The sequence below is a fragment of the Streptomyces sp. NPDC006925 genome (assembly GCF_042869575.1).
In the GTDB taxonomy this organism is placed as follows: Bacteria; Actinomycetota; Actinomycetes; order Streptomycetales; family Streptomycetaceae; genus Streptomyces.
In genome coordinates this window covers 64,230-84,749 of sequence record NZ_JBIAGB010000014.1, presented here as the reverse complement: position 1 = coordinate 84,749, position 20,520 = coordinate 64,230, and the positions used below count along the sequence as shown (strand labels likewise).

The 20,520-nt window shown below is 70.3% G+C and carries 21 protein-coding genes; 12 read left to right on the top strand and 9 right to left on the bottom strand.

Annotation, left to right across the window (positions count from 1 at the left end; all coding sequences use genetic code 11):
- Window positions 1-124 precede the first annotated feature (124 nt).
- On the top strand, window positions 125-2,026 hold the full coding sequence (locus ACFYNS_RS19950; protein WP_388604225.1) for a GMC oxidoreductase: 1,902 nt from the start codon (window positions 125-127) through the stop codon (window positions 2,024-2,026).
- 856 nt (window positions 2,027-2,882) lie between these two features.
- Here the strand turns inward: ACFYNS_RS19950 and ACFYNS_RS19945 are convergent.
- Entirely contained in the window at window positions 2,883-3,197 is a 315-nt protein-coding gene (locus ACFYNS_RS19945) for a chorismate mutase (protein WP_388604223.1), read from the bottom strand.
- Between the two features lie 299 nt (window positions 3,198-3,496).
- On the opposite strand from ACFYNS_RS19945, the gene guaA reads away from it, so the two are divergent.
- Entirely contained in the window at window positions 3,497-5,080 is a 1,584-nt protein-coding gene (gene guaA / locus ACFYNS_RS19940) for a glutamine-hydrolyzing GMP synthase (RefSeq protein ID WP_388604221.1), read from the top strand.
- Between the two features lie 111 nt (window positions 5,081-5,191).
- Window positions 5,192-6,538 (top strand): hypothetical protein, encoded by a 1,347-nt coding sequence (locus tag ACFYNS_RS19935; protein WP_388604220.1) that lies wholly within the window; start codon window positions 5,192-5,194, stop codon window positions 6,536-6,538.
- 25 nt (window positions 6,539-6,563) lie between these two features.
- Here the strand turns inward: ACFYNS_RS19935 and ACFYNS_RS19930 are convergent, their stop codons facing one another.
- Window positions 6,564-7,742: a hypothetical protein gene (locus ACFYNS_RS19930; protein ID WP_388604219.1), complete on the bottom strand. Its 1,179-nt coding sequence runs from the start codon at window positions 7,740-7,742 to the stop codon at window positions 6,564-6,566.
- 131 nt (window positions 7,743-7,873) lie between these two features.
- On the opposite strand from ACFYNS_RS19930, the gene ACFYNS_RS19925 reads away from it, so the two are divergent.
- From ACFYNS_RS19925 to ACFYNS_RS19915, 3 genes are all read left to right on the top strand, one after another.
- Window positions 7,874-8,167, top strand: a complete 294-nt coding sequence (locus ACFYNS_RS19925) for a helix-turn-helix transcriptional regulator (protein ID WP_388604217.1) — start codon at window positions 7,874-7,876, stop codon at window positions 8,165-8,167.
- Window positions 8,164-8,706 carry a hypothetical protein gene (locus ACFYNS_RS19920; RefSeq protein WP_388604215.1) on the top strand — a complete coding sequence of 181 codons (543 nt, stop codon included), beginning with the start codon at window positions 8,164-8,166 and terminating at the stop codon, window positions 8,704-8,706. The genes ACFYNS_RS19925 and ACFYNS_RS19920 overlap by 4 nt, the downstream gene beginning before the upstream one ends.
- A 137-nt stretch (window positions 8,707-8,843) precedes the next feature.
- Window positions 8,844-9,743 (top strand): polysaccharide deacetylase family protein, encoded by a 900-nt coding sequence (locus ACFYNS_RS19915; protein ID WP_388604213.1) that lies wholly within the window; start codon window positions 8,844-8,846, stop codon window positions 9,741-9,743.
- Between the two features lie 25 nt (window positions 9,744-9,768).
- Here ACFYNS_RS19915 and ACFYNS_RS19910 read toward each other — a convergent pair whose 3' ends face one another.
- The 3 genes from ACFYNS_RS19910 to ACFYNS_RS19900 form a co-directional block, all read right to left on the bottom strand.
- Complete coding sequence (locus tag ACFYNS_RS19910) at window positions 9,769-10,761, bottom strand: hypothetical protein (RefSeq protein ID WP_388604211.1); 993 nt, start codon at window positions 10,759-10,761, stop codon at window positions 9,769-9,771.
- A gap of 197 nt (window positions 10,762-10,958) precedes the next feature.
- Window positions 10,959-11,210 (bottom strand): hypothetical protein, encoded by a 252-nt coding sequence (locus ACFYNS_RS19905; RefSeq protein ID WP_019354868.1) that lies wholly within the window; start codon window positions 11,208-11,210, stop codon window positions 10,959-10,961.
- Window positions 11,207-11,425 (bottom strand): hypothetical protein, encoded by a 219-nt coding sequence (locus ACFYNS_RS19900; protein ID WP_027760798.1) that lies wholly within the window; start codon window positions 11,423-11,425, stop codon window positions 11,207-11,209. The genes ACFYNS_RS19905 and ACFYNS_RS19900 overlap by 4 nt, the downstream gene beginning before the upstream one ends.
- A 164-nt stretch (window positions 11,426-11,589) precedes the next feature.
- Between ACFYNS_RS19900 and ACFYNS_RS19895 the strand changes: the two genes are divergently transcribed.
- The 4 genes from ACFYNS_RS19895 to ACFYNS_RS19880 all read left to right on the top strand — a co-directional run bounded on the left by ACFYNS_RS19895 (window position 11,590) and on the right by ACFYNS_RS19880 (window position 15,196).
- Window positions 11,590-12,375 (top strand): helix-turn-helix domain-containing protein, encoded by a 786-nt coding sequence (locus ACFYNS_RS19895; protein ID WP_388604297.1) that lies wholly within the window; start codon window positions 11,590-11,592, stop codon window positions 12,373-12,375.
- Window positions 12,372-12,611 carry a DUF397 domain-containing protein gene (locus ACFYNS_RS19890; protein ID WP_388604209.1) on the top strand — a complete coding sequence of 80 codons (240 nt, stop codon included), beginning with the start codon at window positions 12,372-12,374 and terminating at the stop codon, window positions 12,609-12,611. Before ACFYNS_RS19895 ends, ACFYNS_RS19890 begins: the two co-directional genes overlap by 4 nt.
- Window positions 12,612-12,854: 243 nt before the next feature.
- A complete protein-coding gene (locus ACFYNS_RS19885; protein WP_388604207.1) occupies window positions 12,855-13,826 on the top strand; it encodes a hypothetical protein in 972 nt (323 codons plus the stop codon).
- 161 nt (window positions 13,827-13,987) lie between these two features.
- On the top strand, window positions 13,988-15,196 hold the full coding sequence (locus ACFYNS_RS19880) for a tetratricopeptide repeat protein (RefSeq protein WP_388604205.1): 1,209 nt from the start codon (window positions 13,988-13,990) through the stop codon (window positions 15,194-15,196).
- A gap of 168 nt (window positions 15,197-15,364) precedes the next feature.
- Here ACFYNS_RS19880 and ACFYNS_RS19875 read toward each other — a convergent pair whose 3' ends face one another.
- Complete coding sequence (locus ACFYNS_RS19875) at window positions 15,365-15,721, bottom strand: hypothetical protein (protein ID WP_388604203.1); 357 nt, start codon at window positions 15,719-15,721, stop codon at window positions 15,365-15,367.
- Between the two features lie 66 nt (window positions 15,722-15,787).
- Here ACFYNS_RS19875 and ACFYNS_RS19870 point away from each other — a divergent pair, with 66 nt between their 5' ends.
- Both ACFYNS_RS19870 and ACFYNS_RS19865 read left to right on the top strand, forming a co-directional pair.
- On the top strand, window positions 15,788-16,318 hold the full coding sequence (locus ACFYNS_RS19870) for a hypothetical protein (RefSeq protein WP_388604202.1): 531 nt from the start codon (window positions 15,788-15,790) through the stop codon (window positions 16,316-16,318).
- Between the two features lie 906 nt (window positions 16,319-17,224).
- Window positions 17,225-18,193, top strand: coding sequence for a hypothetical protein (locus ACFYNS_RS19865; protein ID WP_388604200.1), 969 nt, complete (start codon window positions 17,225-17,227; stop codon window positions 18,191-18,193).
- 49 nt (window positions 18,194-18,242) lie between these two features.
- Here the strand turns inward: ACFYNS_RS19865 and ACFYNS_RS19860 are convergent, their stop codons facing one another.
- From ACFYNS_RS19860 to ACFYNS_RS19850, 3 genes are all read right to left on the bottom strand, one after another.
- A complete protein-coding gene (locus ACFYNS_RS19860; protein WP_388604198.1) occupies window positions 18,243-18,926 on the bottom strand; it encodes a recombinase family protein in 684 nt (227 codons plus the stop codon).
- Window positions 18,927-19,582: 656 nt separating this feature from the next.
- Complete coding sequence (locus ACFYNS_RS19855) at window positions 19,583-20,281, bottom strand: restriction endonuclease (protein ID WP_388604196.1); 699 nt, start codon at window positions 20,279-20,281, stop codon at window positions 19,583-19,585.
- Window positions 20,278-20,490, bottom strand: coding sequence for a hypothetical protein (locus ACFYNS_RS19850; protein WP_388604194.1), 213 nt, complete (start codon window positions 20,488-20,490; stop codon window positions 20,278-20,280). Before ACFYNS_RS19850 ends, ACFYNS_RS19855 begins: the two co-directional genes overlap by 4 nt.
- Window positions 20,491-20,520 lie beyond the last annotated feature (30 nt).

Genomic DNA, 20,520 nt, shown 5'->3' with positions numbered 1-20,520 from the left:
CCGGCCCGTGCGGGGTGGGGGCGCCGCCTCGGCCGCCTGCCGTCCGGCCGGACGGCTCCGCCTCGGCCGCCGTCCCCGCCCGCCCGGCCCCCGGCCCCCGGCTCCCCTGGCCCCCGGTCCCTCGATGCCGTCCGTCCGCTCCGTCCGCACCGCCACCGCAGAACCGGAGGTACCCGTGTCCCTGCCCCCACGTGCCCAGCAGCGGGCGGGCGCAGACCCGTTCGACTACGACGTCCTGGTCGTCGGCTCCGGCTTCGGCGGCGCGGTCTCCGCGCTGCGGCTGACCGAGAAGGGCTACCGGGTCGGCGTCCTGGAGGCCGGTCGGCGCTTCACCCGCGACGAGCTGCCGAAGAACTCCTGGGATCTGAAGAACTTCCTGTGGGCGCCCTCGCTCGGCCTCTACGGCATCCAGCGCATCCACCTGCTCGCCAATGTCATGATCCTGGCAGGTGCCGGGGTGGGCGGCGGCTCGCTGAACTACGCCAACACCCTCTACGTGCCGCCCGCGCAGTTCTTCGAGGACCGCCAGTGGGGCCACATCACCGACTGGCAGGACGAGCTGGCGCCCTATTACGACCAGGCCAAGCGGATGCTCGGCGTCCGCCTCAATCCGACCACCACCCCCTCCGACGTCCATCTGAAGGCCGCCGCGGACCGCCTCGGCTACGGCGACACCTTCCACCTCGCGCCCGTCGGCGTCTTCTTCGGCGACGGCCAGGACGCCGACGGCACGGCCCGCACCACCGCGGGCGGGACCGTCCCCGACCCCTACTTCGGCGGCGCCGGCCCGGACCGCAACGCCTGCGTGGAGTGCGGGGAGTGCATGACCGGCTGCCGCCGCGGCGCCAAGAACACCCTCAACGAGAACTACCTCCACCTCGCCGAACGGGCCGGAGCCGAGATCCGCCCGCTGACGACCGTCGTCGGCCTCCGCGAGCGCACTCCGGGCACCGACGCGGACGGCTACGAGGTACTGACCGTCCGCACCGACAAGCGGCGCGGCGGCAAGCCGCGCATCCTCCGCGCCCGGCGGGTGGTGCTGGCAGCCGGTACGTACGGCACCCAGAAGCTGCTGCACCAGGTGAAGGACGCCGCAACCCTGCCCCGGCTCTCGCCCCGGCTGGGCGAGCTGACGCGCACCAACTCCGAGGCCCTGGTGGGTGCGCAGACGGTGCCCCGCCGGTACCGCAAGAAGTGGGGCCGGGACGCCGCGCCCGACTTCACCAAGGGCGTCGCCATCACCTCCTCCGTGCACCCGGACGCCCACACCCACATCGAGCCGGTGCGCTACGGCAAGGGCTCCAACGCCATGAGCGTCCTGACCACCGTCCAGATGCGGCAGAACACGGTGCTGCCGGGCGTGCTCGCCCACGTCCTGACCTGCCTGCGGCACCCGGTGCTCTTCCTGCGCTCGCTCTCCGCGCGCAAGTGGTCCGAGCGGATCATCATCGGGCTCGTCATGCAGTCCCTGGACAACTCGCTGACCACCTACCGCAAGGACAAGGGCCTGGGCAAAGGCATGCTCACCGCGCGGCAGGGGCACGGGGCTCCCAACCCCGTGCACATCCCGGAGGGCGCCGAGGCGTCGACCGCGCTCGCCGAGGAGATCAACGGCTTCGCCGGGACCAACGTCGGGGAGCTGATGGGCACCCCGCTGACCGCGCACTTCCTGGGCGGCTGCCCCATCGGCGACAGCGCCGAGCACGGCGTCATCGATCCCTACCACCGGCTGTACGGGCATCCGGGCATCTCGGTCGTGGACGGCTCCGCCGTCTCCGCCAACCTCGGGGTCAATCCGTCCCTGACCATCACCGCGCAGGCCGAGCGCGCCATGTCGTTCTGGCCGAACAGCGGCGAGGAGGATCCGCGCCCGGGGCAGGACGCCGGATACCGGCGGCTGGCGCCCGTGGCCCCGGCCCGGCCCGTGGTACCGGAGACGGCGTTCGGGGCGCTGCGGCTGCCGGTACTCCCGGTGCCTCCGGTGCCTGCGCGGGACGGCTCCGCCACCGGTACGGAACAGGACTGAGGCGGCGCCCGCAGTTGCCGTCGTGCCGCCGTTCCGTCCGCGGCATCGGGCGGAACGGCGGCGCGGTTCCGGTGGAACGGCGGAGGGCCCCGGGCGCCGGCCGGGTGGGTGGCGGCAGCCGCGGGGCCCTCGGTCAGCACCGGCGTCAGGGCAGCGCCTGTGCTGAGGGCGGCGCGGGGGGAGGGCGCCGCCTTATTGGTCGAACCAATGGCGGAATCCCGCCACGGCTCACCAATCGGCCGTGTGGTCAGGTCGTTCTGCTCACCGGACGTCTGCATCGTGCTGGATTCGCCGCACCCCGCGCAACCGTTGTGACAGTGCGGGATTCCAGGGTTCTCGCGAAGCCCCGGTGCGGGGCGCCGGGGGCCCGGAGCGGACCCCGCGCGGACCCGGTGCGGACCCGGTGTTGCCCGGTACGACGGCCCGACGGCCTGCGACGGGTCCCGCGGGCACCGACGGGCGGGGCCGCCCGGTACGGATCGGCGCTCCGGCGGCCGGCCCGCGGGGCCCGGCAGGAAGCCGCGGAGCGGCCGGTCCAGAGCGTCCCCGGGACCGGCCGCTGTCGTGACCGGGCTGCTGTCCCCTGCCGTCCGGTCACAGCACCGGAGCGAGGTCCCACGACACCCGGCGTCTCCCCTCGCGGGGAGGACGGGCGTCTCATCGCTCCGGTGACGCCGCCCCGCTCGCCGCCGGGCGCCCGGCGGAGATCAGGGACACCGGGTCCAACGAAGGCCCCCCGGGGCGGTCACGCGCCGTACGGGTGAGGGCCGGACGCGCACTGAGACGGGACACGGACCGGGACGGGACGCGTGTGCGCACCGGGCGCGTGCCGTGGCGCGGGACGCGCGCTGCGTTGTCAGTGCCCCCGGCACAGCCGCAGCAGGGTCCGGGCCAGCTCCCGGCCCGGCCCCCCGAGCTCGGTGCTGTAGTGGTCGAGGATCTGCATCTCGCGGGCCAGGTGCACCCGGCGCCCGCCCGAGTCGATCCGCACCCGCTGGATGTTCTCGGAGACCTCCATGCGGTCGCGGACGAGCGCGACGATGCGGGCGTCGAGTGCGTCGATGCGGTCCCGCTCGGCGTCGATGACCGCTTCCGGTGCCGGATCGGCCTGCGTGCTGGTGCTGGTGCGGGTGCTGCTGCTGGGGGTGGTGCTGGTGGTGGTGGCGCTCATGCGCGGTTCGCTCCTCGGGTCGCGGAGCCCGCGGACGGCGGCCCGGGGGAAGCGGGCACACACACCGGCGCCCCGGGCCTGACCGGCCCGGGGCGCCTGGGGAAGTTCGTGTGTCGCTTCTCTCACACAGAACGGCCATGGCAGCCGGCCGGGCCGGTGCCATAGGTAAACCACTGCGCGTTCTGCATACGGCCAGTATGCCACCGGTTCCGGGACACCCGGCGGCGGGGCCGGGCACCCGGGGGCACCGCTATCATCGAAAACCGAACCCCCGCTTCACGCCGAAAGGCATCAGCTTCGTGGCTTCCAACCCGTCCGAGAGCACTCCGGACACCGTCCTCGTCGTCGACTTCGGCGCGCAGTACGCCCAGCTCATCGCGCGCCGGGTGCGCGAGGCGCGGGTCTACAGCGAGATCGTGCCGTCGACCATGCCGGCCGCCGAGATGCTCGCCAAGAACCCGAAGGCGATCATCCTGTCCGGCGGCCCGTCGTCCGTGTACGCGGAGGGCGCGCCCGCCATCGACCGCGAGATCTTCGAGGCGGGCGTCCCGGTCCTGGGGATCTGCTACGGCTTCCAGCTGATGGCGACGACGCTGGGCGGCACGGTCGACAACACCGGCAGCCGCGAGTACGGCCGCACCCAGCTCTCCGTCGCCAAGGCGTCCTCCACGCTGTTCGAGGGCACCCCGGAAGAGCAGCAGGTGTGGATGTCGCACGGCGACGCCTGCTCGGCGGCGCCGGAGGGCTTCACCGTCACGGCGTCCACGGACCTGGTGCCGGTGGCGGCGTTCGAGGACGACGAGCGGAAGCTGTACGGCCTCCAGCACCACCCGGAGGTGATGCACTCCACGTTCGGGCAGCAGGAGCTGGAGCACTTCCTCTACCGGGGTGCGGGCCTGTCCCCGTCCTGGACGACGGAGAGCATCGTCGACGAGCAGGTCGCCGCGATCCAGGAGCAGGTCGGCGGCAAGCGCGCCATCTGCGGACTGTCCGGCGGGGTCGACTCGGCGGTGGCCGCGGCCCTCGTGCAGCGTGCCGTCGGCGACCAGCTCACCTGCGTGTACGTCGACCACGGCCTGATGCGCAAGGGCGAGACGGAGCAGGTCGAGAAGGACTTCGTGGCGGCGACCGGGGTCCAGCTCAAGGTCGTGGACGCGGCCGACCGCTTCATCGACGCGCTGGCCGGCGTCTCCGACCCGGAGCAGAAGCGCAAGATCATCGGCCGGGAGTTCATCCGGGTCTTCGAGCAGGCGCAGGCGGAGATCGTCGCCGAGGCGCCGAGCGACGAGCCGGTGGCGTTCCTGGTGCAGGGCACCCTCTACCCGGACGTGGTGGAGTCCGGCGGCGGCACCGGCGCGGCCAACATCAAGTCGCACCACAACGTGGGCGGCCTCCCCGAGGACCTCGAGTTCGAACTGGTGGAGCCGCTGCGCAAGCTGTTCAAGGACGAGGTGCGGATGGTCGGGCAGGAGCTGGGGCTGCCGGACGAGATCGTCCAGCGCCAGCCGTTCCCCGGCCCGGGGCTGGGCATCCGGATCGTCGGCGAGGTCACCCGCGAGCGGCTCGACCTGCTGCGCGAGGCGGACGCCATCGCCCGCGAGGAGCTGACCGCCGCGGGGCTGGACCGCGACATCTGGCAGTGCCCGGTGGTGCTGCTCGCGGATGTCCGCAGCGTCGGCGTGCAGGGCGACGCGCGCACCTACGGCCACCCGGTGGTGCTGCGCCCGGTCTCCTCGGAGGACGCGATGACCGCCGACTGGTCCCGGCTGCCCTACGACGTGCTGGGTCGTATCTCGACGCGGATCACCAACGAGGTCTCCGAGGTCAACCGGGTCACGCTGGACGTCACCAGCAAGCCCCCGGGGACCATCGAGTGGGAGTGAGCCCCGGCTGAACTCCCCTCCCGGCGCCAGGCCCTGTGCCCCGTGCTCCCCTCGGAGCCCGGGGCACACGTGTGTTCGGGCGGCGGTGGCGGGGTGGGATACGGTGCCGGGATGTCGGAGGAGGAGCAGCAGCGGGGCGAGCGCGTGCCGGGGGCGATACCGGAGCGGTCCGAGGCGACACCGGAGCCCGAACGCGCGCCGGAGTCCCAGGGCGAGGCCGAATCCGAGACGGGCCCCGAGCCCCGGCCCGAGCGCGAGACCGAGTCCGAATCCGAACGCGAGTCCCGGGCCGAGACCGAGGACGAGCGGCGTGAACGGTGGCGCCTGGCCCGGGAGGCCGACGACCGGCGGCGCCGCCGCAACAGGATCGCGGCGTGGTGCGGCGTGGGCGTGCTGCTCCTCGGCGGTGGGGGGTGGATAGCCAAGCCGTTCGTACAGGACCGGATGATCACCTCGGACGCCTGCGACGGCGCACTGCCGGACGGCACCATGGACACGCTGCGCGGCACCACGGGTGATCCGGAGGCGCATCTGACCGAGTCCGACGCCGAGACCGACACCGACCTGGGCCGCTACACCTGCGAGGTGGCGAACGACGAGGGCGGTCGGGTCCTGGAAGTCCGTGTCTACAGCCGCCGCGACGACGTCGACCGCAAGCTGGTACGGGACTTCCAGACCAACGGGGCGCATCCTGCGTCCGCGCTGCCCGGCGGACTGCCGGGGTTCGAGGCCCGGTTCGGCGGAGTGGCGCTCATGCCCGCGTGCCCCGGGCGGGGCAAGGACGCCGCCGGGCTGCCCCGGCGGCTCTTCGTGGACGTCCTGGCCGGACACCGTTCCGAGCCCCATCAGTTGATCCGTGCGGGAGCAGCCGTCGCCAACAAGGCTGCCGAGAAGCTCGGCTGCGACAGCGACCCGCTGACCGTTCCGGCGCAGGACATCGAGAAGTCCGAGCCCGAAGGCGTGCCGTCCGCGCGCGCGGCGGGCACGACGTGCGCCGCGCTCGCCCGCGGCCCCTTCAGCGGCGCGGGGTGGACCGTGGATCTCCGCATCCCCGAGGGGCCGGCTCCGCTGACGAGCTGCAAGGTGCGGCACTCCGGCAAGGACGAGGACGGCGAGCCGTACCCGCCGGTGGCCATGCTCTACGGCCTGTACGGGCCGGAGGCGAAGCGGGTGATGTCCGCCGCGGCGGGCTTCAGCGGCGTGCGTACGGACAAGAAGCGGATGCGGCCGTGGCTGAACGATGTCACCGCGTGGGCCACCGCGCGGTGTGACGGGCGGCCCGCGGGCTTCACACTCCGCGTCAGCCGGGAGGGCGAGGGCTCCGACAAGCCGGACGAGCAGGCGCTGAGCCGCCGGCAGTTGGACCGGGACACGATGCGCGCCATGCTCGTCTCGTTTGCCGAGAAGGAGAGCGCCGCGCGCGGTTGCACCGGGTTGCGGCTTCCGTCCGCGGACTGAGCCCAGCTCCCGGCCTGCCCCGGGCCTACAAGAGGTTCAGGGAACTGGCGTACCGGGTGTCCATCCGGATCCTGATCCGCTCCGCCAGCCCCTCCGGTATGCCGCGCTCGCGCGCCCATGCGTCGAACACCGCGAAGAGCTGGACCCTGCCGTCCATCAGCCGCTCGGCGGCCTGCTTGCGCTTGCCCGCGGAGGCGTCGGGGTTGCGCTGCGCCAGGGCGGCGGCCGAGGTTCGGCTGCGTACCCGGTGGTCGGCGGGGTGGTAGAGGCCGCGGGTGTGCCGCAGCACCGCACGGTCGAACTGGGCGAGGGAGGGCGCGAGTCCGTCCCGGACGGCGACCGTACGGGATCCCATCAGCTCGGCGACGAAGGTGGCGCTCTGCTCCAACTCCATCTCCGCGGACAGTGCTCCCGACTCCGGTTTGCCGCCGGGTTCCCGCGCTGTGTCGGTCAGCCGCTCCAGGTACCAGGCGAAGCGGGCGCGTTCGGCGTCGTACAGCGTGGCGAACGCGCGCGGTGAGGCAGCCGCCCGACGCACGACCTTCTGCGCCCTCTCGAACTCCGGGAAGACGACGTGGACGTCGTGCCCCGAGGGGAAGGGCGTGGCCCAGTTGCCGCTGCCGTCGGCGTATTCGGCCTCCTTGTCGGTGGCGGTGGGCGCCTTCCAGTCCAGTGGTGCCCCGCGTACCAGTGACCTGCTGGTGTCCTGGATGTACGAGGCGAACATCCGGGCCAGGTAGGGGTTCAGTCCGAGCGGGAAGTCCGGCTGGTAGCGCGCGTTCCCCCTGCTCAGCAGCAGTACGGCGGCATGGGCGACGCGGGCCGCCTGCTCGGTGTGCGGGCGGGCGGGCTCGTGCTGGTCGGCGGTGGTGCGGCCGGTGGTCGCCGCGACGAGCGCGCGTCCGGCGAGCTGTGTGCCGTCGGCACCCTCGCACAGCGGGGAACCGTTGGTGCGCAGCAGCCGCTTGAGCGATCCGGTGCGGTTGACGTCCTCACCCGGGTCCAGTTCCTTCGCGGCGCGTTCCGGATCGCGGGCCTGCGCACGTGCGGAGACCGGCGCCTGCCGGCACTCTTGCGAACCGTCCTCACCCGATACCAGCGCGGGGACGAGCACGGCGAGCAGCGCGAGCGTGAGCACGCCCGCGCCGGCGAGCAGCAACGTGCGCCGGGATGCGGCGCCGCGTATTCGGCCGAGGAAGGACATCGGGCGAGAGTACCCGGGCGGCGCGGCGGGCGGGTGAGGTGCGTGCGGGCTGAGCATCACGGGGCCGCGAAGCCGTCGTCCGCGTCTCCGTGATGTTGTGCTCCTGCTGTCAGATGTAGTACTTCTTATACATGAGCGAGCACGTGCACAACAGGCTGGCGGTCGTGCGGGCGGAACGGAAGGTGTCCCGGCAGGCGCTGGCCGAAGCAGTGGGCGCGCACTACCAGACGATCGGCTACATCGAGCGGGGCCAGTACAACCCCAGTCTCGATCTGGCGCTGCGCATCGCGGCGTACTTCCGGCTGCCGGTGGAGGCCCTGTTCTCCCTGGAGCCGTTCCGTCCACTCACGGACGAGGTGTACGGCACGGGCAGCGGCCGGGACTGCGCCGACGCGACCGCACACACGGGGAGGAGCACCGGATGACCACCGGTACACACGGCACGCGCTACGACAGGTGGCTGCTGCGGACGATGAACGACGCGCGCACCAAGCGCTTCCATGCCTCCCGCGGGGCGCGGCACCGCATCGTGGCGGGGCATCTGGCCACGACGGCCCTGGGGTTGACGGGGATGGTGGGCTGCTTCGCGTCGGCGGCTCTGTGGCCGGTGGTGGCGCTGCTGGTGGCACTGCTGGTCTGGGTTCCGCTCACCGGTCTGCTGAACTCGATGACCCGCGGGCTGTTGGAGCTGCGCGTCCGGTTCCTGGACGAGCGGCAGGTGGCCGAGCGGGGGACAGCGCATCTGTGGGCGTACCGGATCAACTCCTGGCTGTTCACGGCCGCCTTGCTGGGCTTCTACGTCCTGTGGGTCGCGGGCACGTCGATGGCCGACCTCGCGGGTCCGCTCGCCGCCACCGGGCTGGTCGCCTACGCGGTGCACCGGCTGCTGCCGCTGTGGATCGCCGCGCTGCGGGTGCGGGACGAGCCGCAGGACGACGACGAGGAGTGGCCGGCGGCGGCCTGACTTCGCCGGTCCGGCCGTGCTCCGCTGGGCGGAAGACAGAGACCGTATCGCGGGAGCGGTGCGCTGTTCGCGTGGACTCCGGGGGCGGCCGCGCGCGGCTCCCGCGCGGCGGCATCCGACGCTGCTAACCAAATATCATGCGATCCGATAGTCATATTGTTTCGCGCAGGACTCTGCTCTGCGTCGGCGTCGGTGTCGGGACCGCGGCGCTCGCGGGTGTCGGTGCGGGTGTGCTCACCCACGAGGACACCGGAGGCGGGCACGCGAAGTCGGGAGCCGGATCCCCGAAGGGTTCCGCTCCCGATCCCGGCGGTCCGGCTCCTCCCGCGCCAGGCGGTGCGGGCGCGCACCCGAGTCCCGCTGCGCACGACAGCTACCGGCTGCGTCCCCTCGCCGGTGAGACCTCGATGGGCGAACCGAAGGCCCACGCCCCCGTCCGCACCCACGCCGAGATGTTCCTGCCCGCCGGGCAGGGACGGCGCGTCATCGCGCTGACGTTCGACGACGGCCCGCACCCCGTCCACACCCCGGCGCTGCTGGAGGTGCTGCGTCGGCACGGGGTGCAGGCCACCTTCTTCGTCGTCGGCGAGAACGCCGCCGCCTTCCCCGACCTGCTGCACGCCATCACCGCCGACGGCCACGTGGTGGGCAACCACTCCTGGACCCACAAGCAGCTCACCCGCCTGGACACCGGACACGTCCGCGACGAACTGGGCCGCACCAGCGACCTGATCGACCGTGTCCTGGGCGCCCCGCCCCGCTGGTGCCGCGCCCCCTACGGGGACTGGCACCCTCCCTCACTGCGCGTCTGCTCCGATCTGGGCATGGAGCCGATGGGCTGGTCCGTGGACACCCAGGACTGGGCCCGGCCGGGCGTGGCGCACATCGTCCGCGCCGTCACCCGGGACGCGGCCCCCGGCGTCATCGTCCTCCAGCACGACGGCGGCGGCCCCCGGCAGCAGACCGTCGCCGCCGTCGACCGCTACCTGCCCGTCCTCCAGGAACGCGGCTACACGTGCGTACGGCCCGAGGCGTGAGGTCCGGTCAGGCGGCCGGTCGCCTTCAGGTGCTCGTCGGCGGTACGGCGAGGGCCCTGCGGGCGGCGCGGAACGCCGTCAGGCCGGGTCCGGACGGACCTGCCGCCGCTGCCGTCACCGTTGCTGCGTCGGTTCGGCAGGCGGGGCACCGCTCCTCGTCGCCGACCGGGGTGAACAGCAGCGGCTGGGTGTGCGGGCCCGCGCACTCCCGCATACCGGACACGCGGGGGAGCGGCGTCGAACCCGGGTCCGGAGGAACTGCCGCGACGGCCGGGGCCGGTTCGGGGAGCGCGTGCTCCAGCCGCCAGCGGAGCGCGCCGAGCGGGGAGCGGGCGTGTTCCAGTCCCGCTGTCAGCGCGGTACGGATGTCGTCCGCGCCGATCCCGCGCTCCAGCCAGCGCGCCGCGAGGGGTGCCCAGTGCCGCGCCTTGCGCGGCGGCAGCGCGAGGTGCGGCCCCGAGCGGGCGAGGGACAGCAGCAGCGCTTCGGCCGCGTGGTGGTGGGACGCGGCGCCGATCCGGTGCTCGGCGTGGGATGAGGTGGGTGCCGGTGGGTGGGAGGTGTTCTCCACGGGTGTTTCAAGGGGTTGAGGGGCGGCGGACCGACGGGTCGGCCCACCGGCGGCCGGTGCGGTGCCCGCCGGTCGGACGGCGGGCCGGGAGGCTGGTCGGGCGACGGCAGGAACGCCCCTCGCACTCGCGGCGTGCTCCCGCGCCTCGTCCGGGGAGAGCGGCACGTTGGTGAGGAGCTGCACGGTCTGCCAGCGGCCGTCCGCGCTCTGCCGACGCCACTCGAACAGGTACCGCTCCGCGCGTAGTTGACGCTTGGCGTGCTGGAAGGCGACCTTCCCGATCCCGGCGCGCTCGGCCGTCCGCCACAGCGGTTCGTCGGCGCCTTCGGGGAGCGAGAGCTGCCAGGCCAGGAGCCGTACCGCATGCGCGGACAGGCGGGGGTGGCGGATGATGTCGTTCGGCAACTGGGAGAAGAAGCGCGCGGGCGCGCTAACATGCCTGTGCATCCCAGGGTCCCTCTCAGACCTTGGCGGTGAAGGCCCTCGGCCGGTGCGCTAACACCGTCGGGGGCCGCCTCATGTGTGGCACATGGGGCAAGCTGACAGGCGGCAGCGTACACGGACTGTGGGTAGTTGGCGACGGACGGTTGCGGAGCGTAAGTCCCGGCCCTGAGCTGTCCGTTGGGCCGGTTCGGCCGCCCGACTCACCAGCCGCGCATCCAGCACCGCCAGGGCCGGGTGACCAGTTCCCGGTACGTGTGATGGGAAGGGTTACGCCCGGAGTGGCGCAGCGCCCACGCGTGCCCCTCGGTGTAGTCGATGCTCGCGGCGGACTGCTCGTCGCAGACTGCACACTGCATCGCGTACATGATCGGCTCGGCGTCCGGCTCTTGATCGGGCACGAACACCCAGTTCTCGTACCGGATGACGGACCGGGGCCGGTGACCGCCGCTCACGGCAGCCTGCTCTGCCAGTTGAGATCGGTCACCCGGGCGCGCAGCTCCTCACTGACCCGCGCCGGGCGCACCGCGTCCGGCGGCACGTCCCACTCGCAACCGCCGCCGGGCGGCCGCAACTGCACGTACGGCCCCTCGCGGCCCATCACTTGGCCGACCCGACCCGTCCGCACATCGACCGCGAAGGCCCCCGCCGGGGGAATCTCGCTTTCCATGGGGCAAAGCCTGCTGGGCACGGGCTACGGTGCGAAGTAACGGAACAGGTACGGACGGTGAGTGTGCCCGAGGTGTTCCTCGGCCATCGGGCGTACTGGCTCAGGAGGTGAGCCGGTTGGCGGGCAACGGCGGCAACAGGAACGGCAACGGCGACGACCGCCCCATGGCGTGGCGCTACGCCGGGGACCAGATGAAACGCTGGCGCGAGGCAGCCGGCATCTCCCGGCAGGCCCTCGCGGACGAGGCCGGCTACGGCTACGACGCCATCAAGGGCATGGAACGCGGCGTACGCAAGGCCCAGGCCCACGTGCTGCGGATCGCCGACGAGATGTCCGGGGCACAGGGGAAGTTGGCCGCTGCGGTGGAGTTCCTCCGACCCGAGCCGTTCCCGTCGTACTCGCATGACTTCATGCACGCGGAGAGCGAGGCGGTGGCCGTCAGCTCGTATCAGGCGGAGTTCATCCCCGGGCTGCTGCAGACAGAGGACGTTGCTCGATCACTGCTTACAGAACATTGCCCGCCGTTGGATGACGAGACCATCGAGGAGCGAGTAGGCGGGCGACTGGAGCGACAGGCATTGCTCGACAAGCAGACCAAGGCATTCAGCTTCGTCATTGCCGAGGCGGCACTGCGCAACCCTGTGGTGGGTAACCAAGCGCGCCAGAGGCAGCTTCTCCATGTGCTGGAGGGCGCGAAGCGACGGAATGTGACGATCCAGGTGATGTTGGAGGCGGCGGGCTACCACCCTGGTCTGCTCGGTCCGTTCGTCCTATTGGAAACGTCCGAACATGAGTACCTTGGCTACGAGGAGGGGCAGACCACCGGGGTGCTCTACTCGGATCCGGGCAAGGTCAGCATCCTCCGGCAGCGCCATGAAATGATCCTGCGGCAGGCTCTCAGCCCGGAGGAGTCGGCACGGTTCATCAGCAAGTTGGCGGAGGAGCTATGAGCACTGAACTGGCATGGTTCAAGTCCAGCTACAGCAATAGCGAGGGCGGAGAGTGCGTCGAGGTCGCCGTCTCCTGGCGCAAGTCCAGCTACAGCAACACCGACGGCGGCAACTGCGTCGAGGTGGCCGCCTGCCCGCACACCGTCCATGTCAGGGACTCCAAGAACCCCACCGGCCCCCAGCTCGCCGTCCCGCCCGACGCCTGGTCGGCCTTCCTCGCCCGCACCCGTCACTGACCCCGGCGGAACACCGGAGCGCCCCGGACCCTCGCGGCCGTACGCATTTTCTTGACCTGACAATGCGCGGCCTGACCCACCCATGCAGGGGAAGGGCGGGGTTCACTGCAAAGCCCCTGCCTACCGGCGGGTACGGCAGTACCGTGGGGGGTGTCCTAACGCGGCACGGGGGTGCAGCAGTTGCCTTCCGGCGAGCGCCGGGATTCGTGGTTTCGGGTAGAGGGAAGCGGCGAAGGGCGCCTGGTGAGCAGCTCAGGAAGAACCCAACTGCTTTTTGTTCATGGTATCGGCGGCTTACGGGACGAGGAGCGGGAGTGCCGCACCTGGCTGGAGGCTCTGGGGGATGGTGCGCGTAAGGCCGGACATGCGGATGCTGTTTCCGGTTTGACGCAGGGATGGCTGAGTGAAGCTCGGTTTGTAGACTACAGCGATCTGTTCTCGGACCGTGAGGCGCAAGGGGGTGCGGAAAATGACATCCCTGGCGAGCAGGTGGAATTCCTGGAAGCGTTGGTCCGGGATGCGGTCGATGAGATCGCCCGAGAGGCGGAGCGCGAAGGGGACCGTCAGACTCTGAGAGTCGCCGACGATGCACGGGACCAGTTGCAGCGGACGGGTGGCCAGTCACAGGGACTGTTGGGGCCGGTAAGGGTTCTGGCCAATGTACTGACGACGATTCTGCAGGCTCCGGGACTGCGCCGGGCTGCCCAATGGGCGAACGGCTGGTCCCTACTGGGACATCTGGCGCAGGTCAGCCGCTATCTGAATCGTGCTGAGCGCGACAGCCGCGGTCGGACACTGGATGCGAGAATTCGGGAACGGCTGTTGCGGCAGACGGACCCTGGGCGGCCGCTGGTGGTCGTGGCGCATTCGCTGGGAACCGTGGTGTCGTTCGAAGCGCTGCACGAGTACACGGGGTCTGTGGAGCTGCTGGTGACGCTGGGCTCGCCGCTGGCGACGGGGGCGGCCGTGAGGCAGCGCATACGCCCGGTTCCCGCGCGAACTCCGGAACTGGTCGCCCGTTGGCTGAACTTCTGGGACCGCGACGACATCGTCGTGGCCCGCCCCCGGTTGCAGCAGTGGATGCTGCCGAACACTTCCGGCGTCGTGCCGACCACGGACCGGGTGGACTCCGACGGCATATGGGTGCACACGGCCACGAAGTATCTGCGGCAACCGGCCGTGGCCGGGCCCATCGCCGAGGTGCTGAAGCGGTGACGGGCAGCGGGGTGCGGCATGTCCTGGTCATCGGGGCGCAGTGCCGGTCGATGGGGAGGCTGTCCCGGCTGGAGGAGGCCGCAAGGGACCTGCACGCTGTCCTGACGGAGCCGGAGGTCGGGGGGTGTCGAGCCCGCTACGGGCACCATCCCTCCCTGCTGGTGGGGGAGGAGCTGGAGCCGGAGGACGTACGCAGGGCGGTGCACGAGGTCACGCGGAGGGCCACGGCGGACGGCGCTGCGATGGTAGTGGCCCTGCTCGGGCACGGATTCACCACACCTCAACAGACCGATCTCTACTACATGGTCGGTTCCTCGACGACCCAGAGCACGCTGTCCGCTGTCCACGTTGGATCACTGCTGGCTGATGCGGCGGATGAGGTCGGCGTGGACGGAGTGATAGCCCTCATCGACACCTGCCACGCGGGGGGTGCCGCACCGAACGTCAGCCGCCTCGCCGGTGGGGTTCGTTCGGGCCGGGCACGATTGGTCGTGCTCACTGCTGCGGCAGCCGATCAGGAAGCTCGCGACATGCGGCTGACCACTGCCCTCACAGAAGTACTGCGGGAAGGAATCTCCTCGGCCGGCAGTGAGATATTCGTGGACCAGACGCTTTGCGAGGCGCTACGCGAGAGGATCAGGGGTCAGGCTGTCGGGCGGGCTGATTACGACAACGACCCGCATGCTTCGGAAGGTCTGTGGCTCGCCCGGAACCGCTATCGCATCACGGGCGCCGCCGGATACTATCTTCCCGTCCTCCCCGATCTCCCCGACCTCCCGGAGCGGCGGGAGTTGCAGCCCGCCGTTCAGGTCTTCCCCGGAGCCGGGTACGCGACCAACCCGTACCAGCAGGCCGCCGAGAGAGCGGAAATTGAGCAGCACATGTCTGCACGACGTCACGAGCAGGCATTGCGGTCTCTGAACCGTATGATCGATGTGAACCCCCACGACGCCTGGGCTCTGGCTCAGCGGGGATCCCTGAACCGGCTCACCGGAAACTACGAACAGGCGCTCAGAGATTTGAACGGTGCGCTCCAGGTCGATCGCAACAATACGTGGGCGCTGGCGGAACTCGGCGCCGTGAATCGCGTCACGGGCCGTTACAGTCAGGCGCTCAGCGATCTCCAACGTGTGCTCGAAGCCGATCCGGACAATGCCTTTGCTCTCGCCGAGCGAGGCGCCGCGTATCTGGCGACCTGGCGCTATGAGGAAGCCGCCAGGGATTTGAACCGTGCCCTTGAGATCAACCCCTACAATACTTTCGCCCGCGACCTGCGTGACCAGATACCGGACTCCCAATTGGGCAGGCGGTTGACCCTGGCCTACGAAGTGCTCAAGTTCGTCGACGAACAGCGGCGCAGGAACGCCTGACGCATGGAGCTTTTCCCGCTTCAGGTCGGGGCAAAGGCTTCGACCTTCCCATGCCGAGCCGAAGCCGTACCGGCACCGACGATTGCCACGGCGGGAGTGCCGGCCATGGGTAAGGAGAGGACCCCTACCTGACTACCCGACGATGTGCCGCACCTCGACCGGGCAGGGTCAGGAGGATCGGTGGGCGATCACAAGGAGGGTATCGGCAGCACGCGGCGCGTCGTTGCCGGGAACGGTCTCCGTGGTGATGTGGGTGAGTCCGGCTTGGTCGAGCAGTCTGGTCCACACGTGTTCTTGGAGCACCCAGCGGCGCATCGTGGCCGACCCGCCGTCGGGCGCCCTCGCCAACTCGAAGTTCCGGTCGGTGACGATCCTCGGACCGTCGCCAGCACGCTTCTCAAAGACGCTTGGGCCCGCTGACGCCGTGAACTCGGACGCAACCGCGTTGTGTTGCCCGAACTGTCCATCGAGGACGCCAGCGGTGAACTGTGTCGTTCGTCCCGCGAGCAGTGGGCCGACCTGCACCGGACCATCGTCATTGCCCTCCGCCGCACGACCGCTGGCGAAGTGTCCGAGGTGCTTTCCGGCTCGATGGCCAGTGCCCGGCACGTCGGCCGCACCGCAGCCGCTCGCTTGTGGAAACTCATCAACTCCCGTCGCAGCACCTACGGCTACCGCCCCATCCCCCAGGTGCCGCAGGCCGAGCACGTCACCACATGGGACGAGGCGACGCCCGCAGAGCGCCCCGCGCTCGCCCGCCGGCAGTGGCACGCCGCCGCGCCGAGCGAGCCCGACCCGCGCAGCGCCGCCGCGCGGAAGCTCTTGCGGGCCGAGGCCGAGCGCCGCCGTGTCGAAGCCGAACAACGCCGCCAGCAGGCCGAGGCCGAGCGCGCCGCCCAGTTCGCCCACTGGGGACTGACCGTGGAACCGCGCGAGCGGCCCGAGCTTGAGCGCCTCCACCAGGAGGAACAGGCCGCGAACGAGGAACGCCGTACCGCCGAGCAGGTACGCGCCAGGGCCCGCGCTTCGCAGGGCCGCTCGCGCCCCCAGGCCACCCCTGGCAGCTCGCGGGGTGAGCAGTTCGCCCAGCGTCTTCTGCGCAACGTTCGGGACGAACAGTGAGCCGAGGACGCTGTCAGCCGCGCCAGATTCCCACCCAGCAACCCGCCCGCTGGCCTCCCTGCTGGCGCTTGACCATGCGTCCCGCTGGGCTGTGCCCAGCGGGACGGAGAACCGCGTCTACCGCCGCAGCTCAATCCTGACGGCCAGGGAAGTGCCACCGGCCGTGATGAGGGCGACGCCTACCGAGGTGTCGCCCCAGAGCCCGACGGCTGTGCCCCCTCCCGCGCACAGCGCGGCGAAACCTAGCTGGGCCCACGCCCGGATCTTCTCGCCGTGTGAACGGCAGGCGGGCAGCTCACCTTGTTCCTCCGCAGAAGCCTGCGACTGCGTCTCCTGCGTCCGCTGAACCCTTCTTGTTGTAAACATGATCAACCTTCAGTCGTGCGTGCGGCAGCACGCGGTGAATGGGTGTCACGGACCATGGACCAGCGCGCAGTTAGCCCCGGAAGTCCCCTCCGAAGCCCGGGAGTCACGCCTTCGGGCAGGGAGGAGACGAGGGCTTAGCGCACGATCTGACTCTGATGTTCCTGAGCCCCCGGCCCGTCAGATCCACCCTGCTCACACCAAGGGCCTAGCCCTGCAAGCCCCGGCTCCGCCAGGAAGGGAGAGGGCAAGGGCTGGCCGGTACACGCCCACGAGCAAGGCGCGCAACCGACCGTGAAAGCGCGACCGTCCCTCTGCCCCTACGTACATGGTCGGAAGACCGGCATCTTCAGTCTTGACACCCCGGCTCGGACCCTCCGGACGGACCGCGTGCTGTCACAGTTATGCCGATCACCGTGACTGTCGGAGCGAGAGACAGGGTCGTCGACGTACAGCCGGGACTGGCAATCCAGTGCGAGGGCACCCGCATATCCGATTCTTCGGATAATCTCCCCACTGCATCAACTGAACTATGGGGGGCAAGTGGGCAACAAGCACGAGGTGCATTTTCCAGCCATACGCAATGGTATGGACTATTTGGTAACGGTGGGGGAAGCTCTCCGGGCCATCGATAAGGCCCGGGGGATGAAGTACGCGATCCTGAGCCTTCACGCGGCCACCGAGGTCCTGTTGAAAGCCCCATTGGCTCAGCACGACTGGCAGCTGGTCGTTTTGCGGGACGAAGACGGCAACATCTGCACAGAAGCAGACTTCCGACGAGGGGAGTTCCGCAGCATCAGCGTCACGCAGTCGATCCCGCTCCTCAACGAGAAACTTGGGATCTCGATCAAGCGCAGCGACCAGGACGCCATCGGGCGTCTGGCAAGGCATCGCAACCGCCTCCAGCACTTCGAGATGACGGCTCCCGTCGAACAGGTGCAGCCGCTCACCGAGCGAGTGCTTTCCTTCCTCCTCGACTTCATCCATCACCACCTGCCGGGCAACCTCACCCGACAGGACGCGGAGCACGTCCAGGAACAGCTGGTCGATCTCCGCAACGTTCTTCGTGATGTCGAATCCTTCGTCAATACGCGAATGAAGCGTCTGCAGCCCAAGCTGCAGGAAGCCGACTGTGTGGTGAAGTGTCGCGAGTGCGACCAGGAGGCAGCAGTCGTCGATTCTTGGTCGACAATCACGAGTTGTCTGTTCTGCCACAGCAGCTGGGACTCCGAGGCTGCTGCGGACGTGTACGCGGACCCCTGGGGCGTGCGTGAGTACGAGGCTGGTACGGAGGGCGGGGAGGTCCCCGTCCTCAACTGTCCCGAATGCGATCTGCGGACTTTTGTACGCGACGTGAGGTTGGTCGGAGAAGAGTCGCCGGTCGACTTCTGCTTCAACTGCGCGGGGGTCTTCCCCAGCATGCCGGTCTGTGACAACGGGGGCTGCGACACTCCGACCCGCGACGACTTCTGCCCGAGCTGCCTGTCTCTGCTCATCAGCAAGTTCGACTGACGACGACGTGGCTCCTCAGATGAGGAGCCACGTCTATTGACGGGGCAGGTCAGGCACGAGGAGCTGGAAGCGCTGGCCCGCCCCCCGTGATAAGGGAGTCTCGCCCGGCAGCGAGTTCGGGCACGTACTTGTACAGCGTCGTCCGGGAGACCCCGAGCAGCTTCGCGATCGAGGTAACAGTGTTGTCCGGGCGGGTGAGCAGATCTCGCGCGTGCCGAATCTGGTCGGGCGTCATGGCCGGCGGGCGGCCGATGCGCTGGCCGCGAGCGCGTGCCGCCTCGATGCCCTCATAGGTGCCCTGCACGATCAGTTCGCGGATGAACTCCGCGAGCGCGGCGAAGACGTGGAAGACCAAGCGCCCGCCTGGGGTGGTGGTGTCGAGGGCTTCGTGCAGGCTCTGGAAACCGATCTCTCGTTTCCGAAGGCCGCTGACGATGCCGATCAGGTCCTGGATTGAGCGACCGAGCCTGTCCAGGGCCGGGACGACGAGGGTGTCTCCGGGGCGCAGGTAGTCGAGCGCGTTCCACAGTTCCTCGCGCTCCGCGTTCTTCCCCGACTTCTTGTCAGCGAAGATGCGCGCGCATCCGGCAGCCTCCAGTGCCGCGATCTGACGGTCGAGCAGCTGGCCCTTGGTGGAGACCCGGGCGTAACCGATCCGGGCGCCGGCGGCGGACGCGGGGAGGGCCGCCAGGAGGTCATCGTCGGCTGATGCCCACTCAGCAGGTGTCGTCATGCCGCCCACTGTACGGAAGAGGGCCGTACGAACTTGTTGGACGCCGGGAGTTTTTGAACACCTTTGTTGGAGGCGAAGAGGGTGTTTCGGGCCGGCGGGGCGCCATCACTCCGGTGTTGTCCAGAAAGGGATCGATAGATGAACAGTCGAGCCCTGGAGGTGGCCACCTCCAGGGCTCGACCTGTACCGAGTGTCTCCTACTTTCCGCCGAGAACGGCCAGGAGGAGGAAGAACAGGAGGAGTCCGCCCCCTCCCGCTGTTGCTGCCGCGGCGGCAGCCGGAGCAGTTATGCGCCGCTGGTGGGGCTGGACGTAGCGCCCGTTGCGGTAGTGGCCCCGCACATGCGTCGTGGGCTCGGACGGGAACTGAGTGGGCGCCGGCCCTGGCTGGCGGGCCCTGCGGGGGGCCGAGGGAGCCGCACCTTTGGTGCGCCGATTGTGGGGGCGGACGTATCGACCATTGCGGTAATGGCCACGCACATATGCCATTAGTGATCTTCCTTTGGTGATCGGGACGAGGGAACCCGAAAAGGGCATGTATTACCGTAGCGGCCACCACTGACAAGCCGTCGCGAACTGCCCAGCTGTGCAGGTCAGTTGAGCGACGCGCGCATGCGCGGGGCCCGGCACCGAACGGTGCCGGGCCCGGTCGAGCGGTCAGCGTTGCGGCCTGCGGGGAGGCGGGATCTTCCGCAGGAGGTCCCACAGCGGCCAGGAACCCGCGGCCCAGCGTGCGAGAACATCCCGGTCGACCAGGTGCATCTGTGTGTCGTTGCTGAAGGGGCGCGCGTCCCGGGTGAAGCGGCCGTTGGTCAGCATCACGACCACGTCGGCCTTGTGCACAGGCCGGGCCGTGCCGTTGAGTCGCTGCAGGTCAGGTGTCCCGATCGCGGAGCCGGCCAGGCCGTCGCGTCGGTGCTTGCACTGGATCACCCACCGCCGCCCCACCGGATCTGTCGCGATCACGTCCGCGCCTCTGTCCCCGCGGCCGCCGGTGCGTACCGCGTCCCGGCAGCCGTCCCGGAACATCAGGTCACGGACCGCGAACTCGAACGCCGCGTGGTCCAACGCGTCCAGCTGTGCGAGCTGGTAGCGCAGCCCCTGGGCCCGCACCGTCTCCCAACGCTGCCGCTGCACCCTGTGCTGCCACCACAGCGCCCCGCCGCCCGCGGCCGCCACGGCGACCAGGACCAGCAGCCACCAGTGCACGAGGAGCCACTGCACCACGGCTACGACCAAGCCCACGCCGAGCACGGCGACCACCAGGCCCACGACCAGCTTCTCTTCCTCCCGCTGACTCCGGCGCCTGCGGCGACGGCGCACCGGCGCCCGCCGAGCCGGCCGACGCCCGCTCATCGGGCATCCTCCGGCCGCACCGGCTTCCCGTCCGGCAGCGTGATCCGCAGCACCGGCGTCTTCACCTCGTGACGCTCGACCGCCGGAATCCGGGGCTGGCCGTGCTGCCCACGGGAGAGCGGGCTTCCCCCGCCCTCTCCGTTGGCTATCGCCAGCACCGCCACGGCGGCCAGCGCCAGGAGTGACAGCTGCCGCCCCGCGCCTGGCACCGACCGAGTGTGCGCGCTTACCTGAGTTCC

What these genes read in the sequence shown, in the direction of transcription:
- ACFYNS_RS19950 (WP_388604225.1), top strand. Translation starts at nt 125, where the DNA reads ATGCCGTCCGTCCGCTCCGTCCGCACCGCCACCGCAGAACCGGAGGTA.
- ACFYNS_RS19945 (WP_388604223.1), bottom strand. Translation starts at nt 3,197, where the DNA reads ATGAGCGCCACCACCACCAGCACCACCCCCAGCAGCAGCACCCGCACC.
- ACFYNS_RS19860 (WP_388604198.1), bottom strand. Translation starts at nt 18,926, where the DNA reads ATGACGACACCTGCTGAGTGGGCATCAGCCGACGATGACCTCCTGGCG.
- ACFYNS_RS19915 (WP_388604213.1), top strand. Translation starts at nt 8,844, where the DNA reads ATGCGATCCGATAGTCATATTGTTTCGCGCAGGACTCTGCTCTGCGTC.
- ACFYNS_RS19935 (WP_388604220.1), top strand. Translation starts at nt 5,192, where the DNA reads ATGTCGGAGGAGGAGCAGCAGCGGGGCGAGCGCGTGCCGGGGGCGATA.
- ACFYNS_RS19910 (WP_388604211.1), bottom strand. Translation starts at nt 10,761, where the DNA reads ATGCACAGGCATGTTAGCGCGCCCGCGCGCTTCTTCTCCCAGTTGCCG.
- ACFYNS_RS19870 (WP_388604202.1), top strand. Translation starts at nt 15,788, where the DNA reads ATGGCCAGTGCCCGGCACGTCGGCCGCACCGCAGCCGCTCGCTTGTGG.
- ACFYNS_RS19890 (WP_388604209.1), top strand. Translation starts at nt 12,372, where the DNA reads ATGAGCACTGAACTGGCATGGTTCAAGTCCAGCTACAGCAATAGCGAG.
- ACFYNS_RS19925 (WP_388604217.1), top strand. Translation starts at nt 7,874, where the DNA reads ATGAGCGAGCACGTGCACAACAGGCTGGCGGTCGTGCGGGCGGAACGG.
- ACFYNS_RS19900 (WP_027760798.1), bottom strand. Translation starts at nt 11,425, where the DNA reads ATGGAAAGCGAGATTCCCCCGGCGGGGGCCTTCGCGGTCGATGTGCGG.
- ACFYNS_RS19855 (WP_388604196.1), bottom strand. Translation starts at nt 20,281, where the DNA reads ATGAGCGGGCGTCGGCCGGCTCGGCGGGCGCCGGTGCGCCGTCGCCGC.
- ACFYNS_RS19930 (WP_388604219.1), bottom strand. Translation starts at nt 7,742, where the DNA reads ATGTCCTTCCTCGGCCGAATACGCGGCGCCGCATCCCGGCGCACGTTG.
- ACFYNS_RS19920 (WP_388604215.1), top strand. Translation starts at nt 8,164, where the DNA reads ATGACCACCGGTACACACGGCACGCGCTACGACAGGTGGCTGCTGCGG.
- ACFYNS_RS19895 (WP_388604297.1), top strand. Translation starts at nt 11,590, where the DNA reads ATGGCGTGGCGCTACGCCGGGGACCAGATGAAACGCTGGCGCGAGGCA.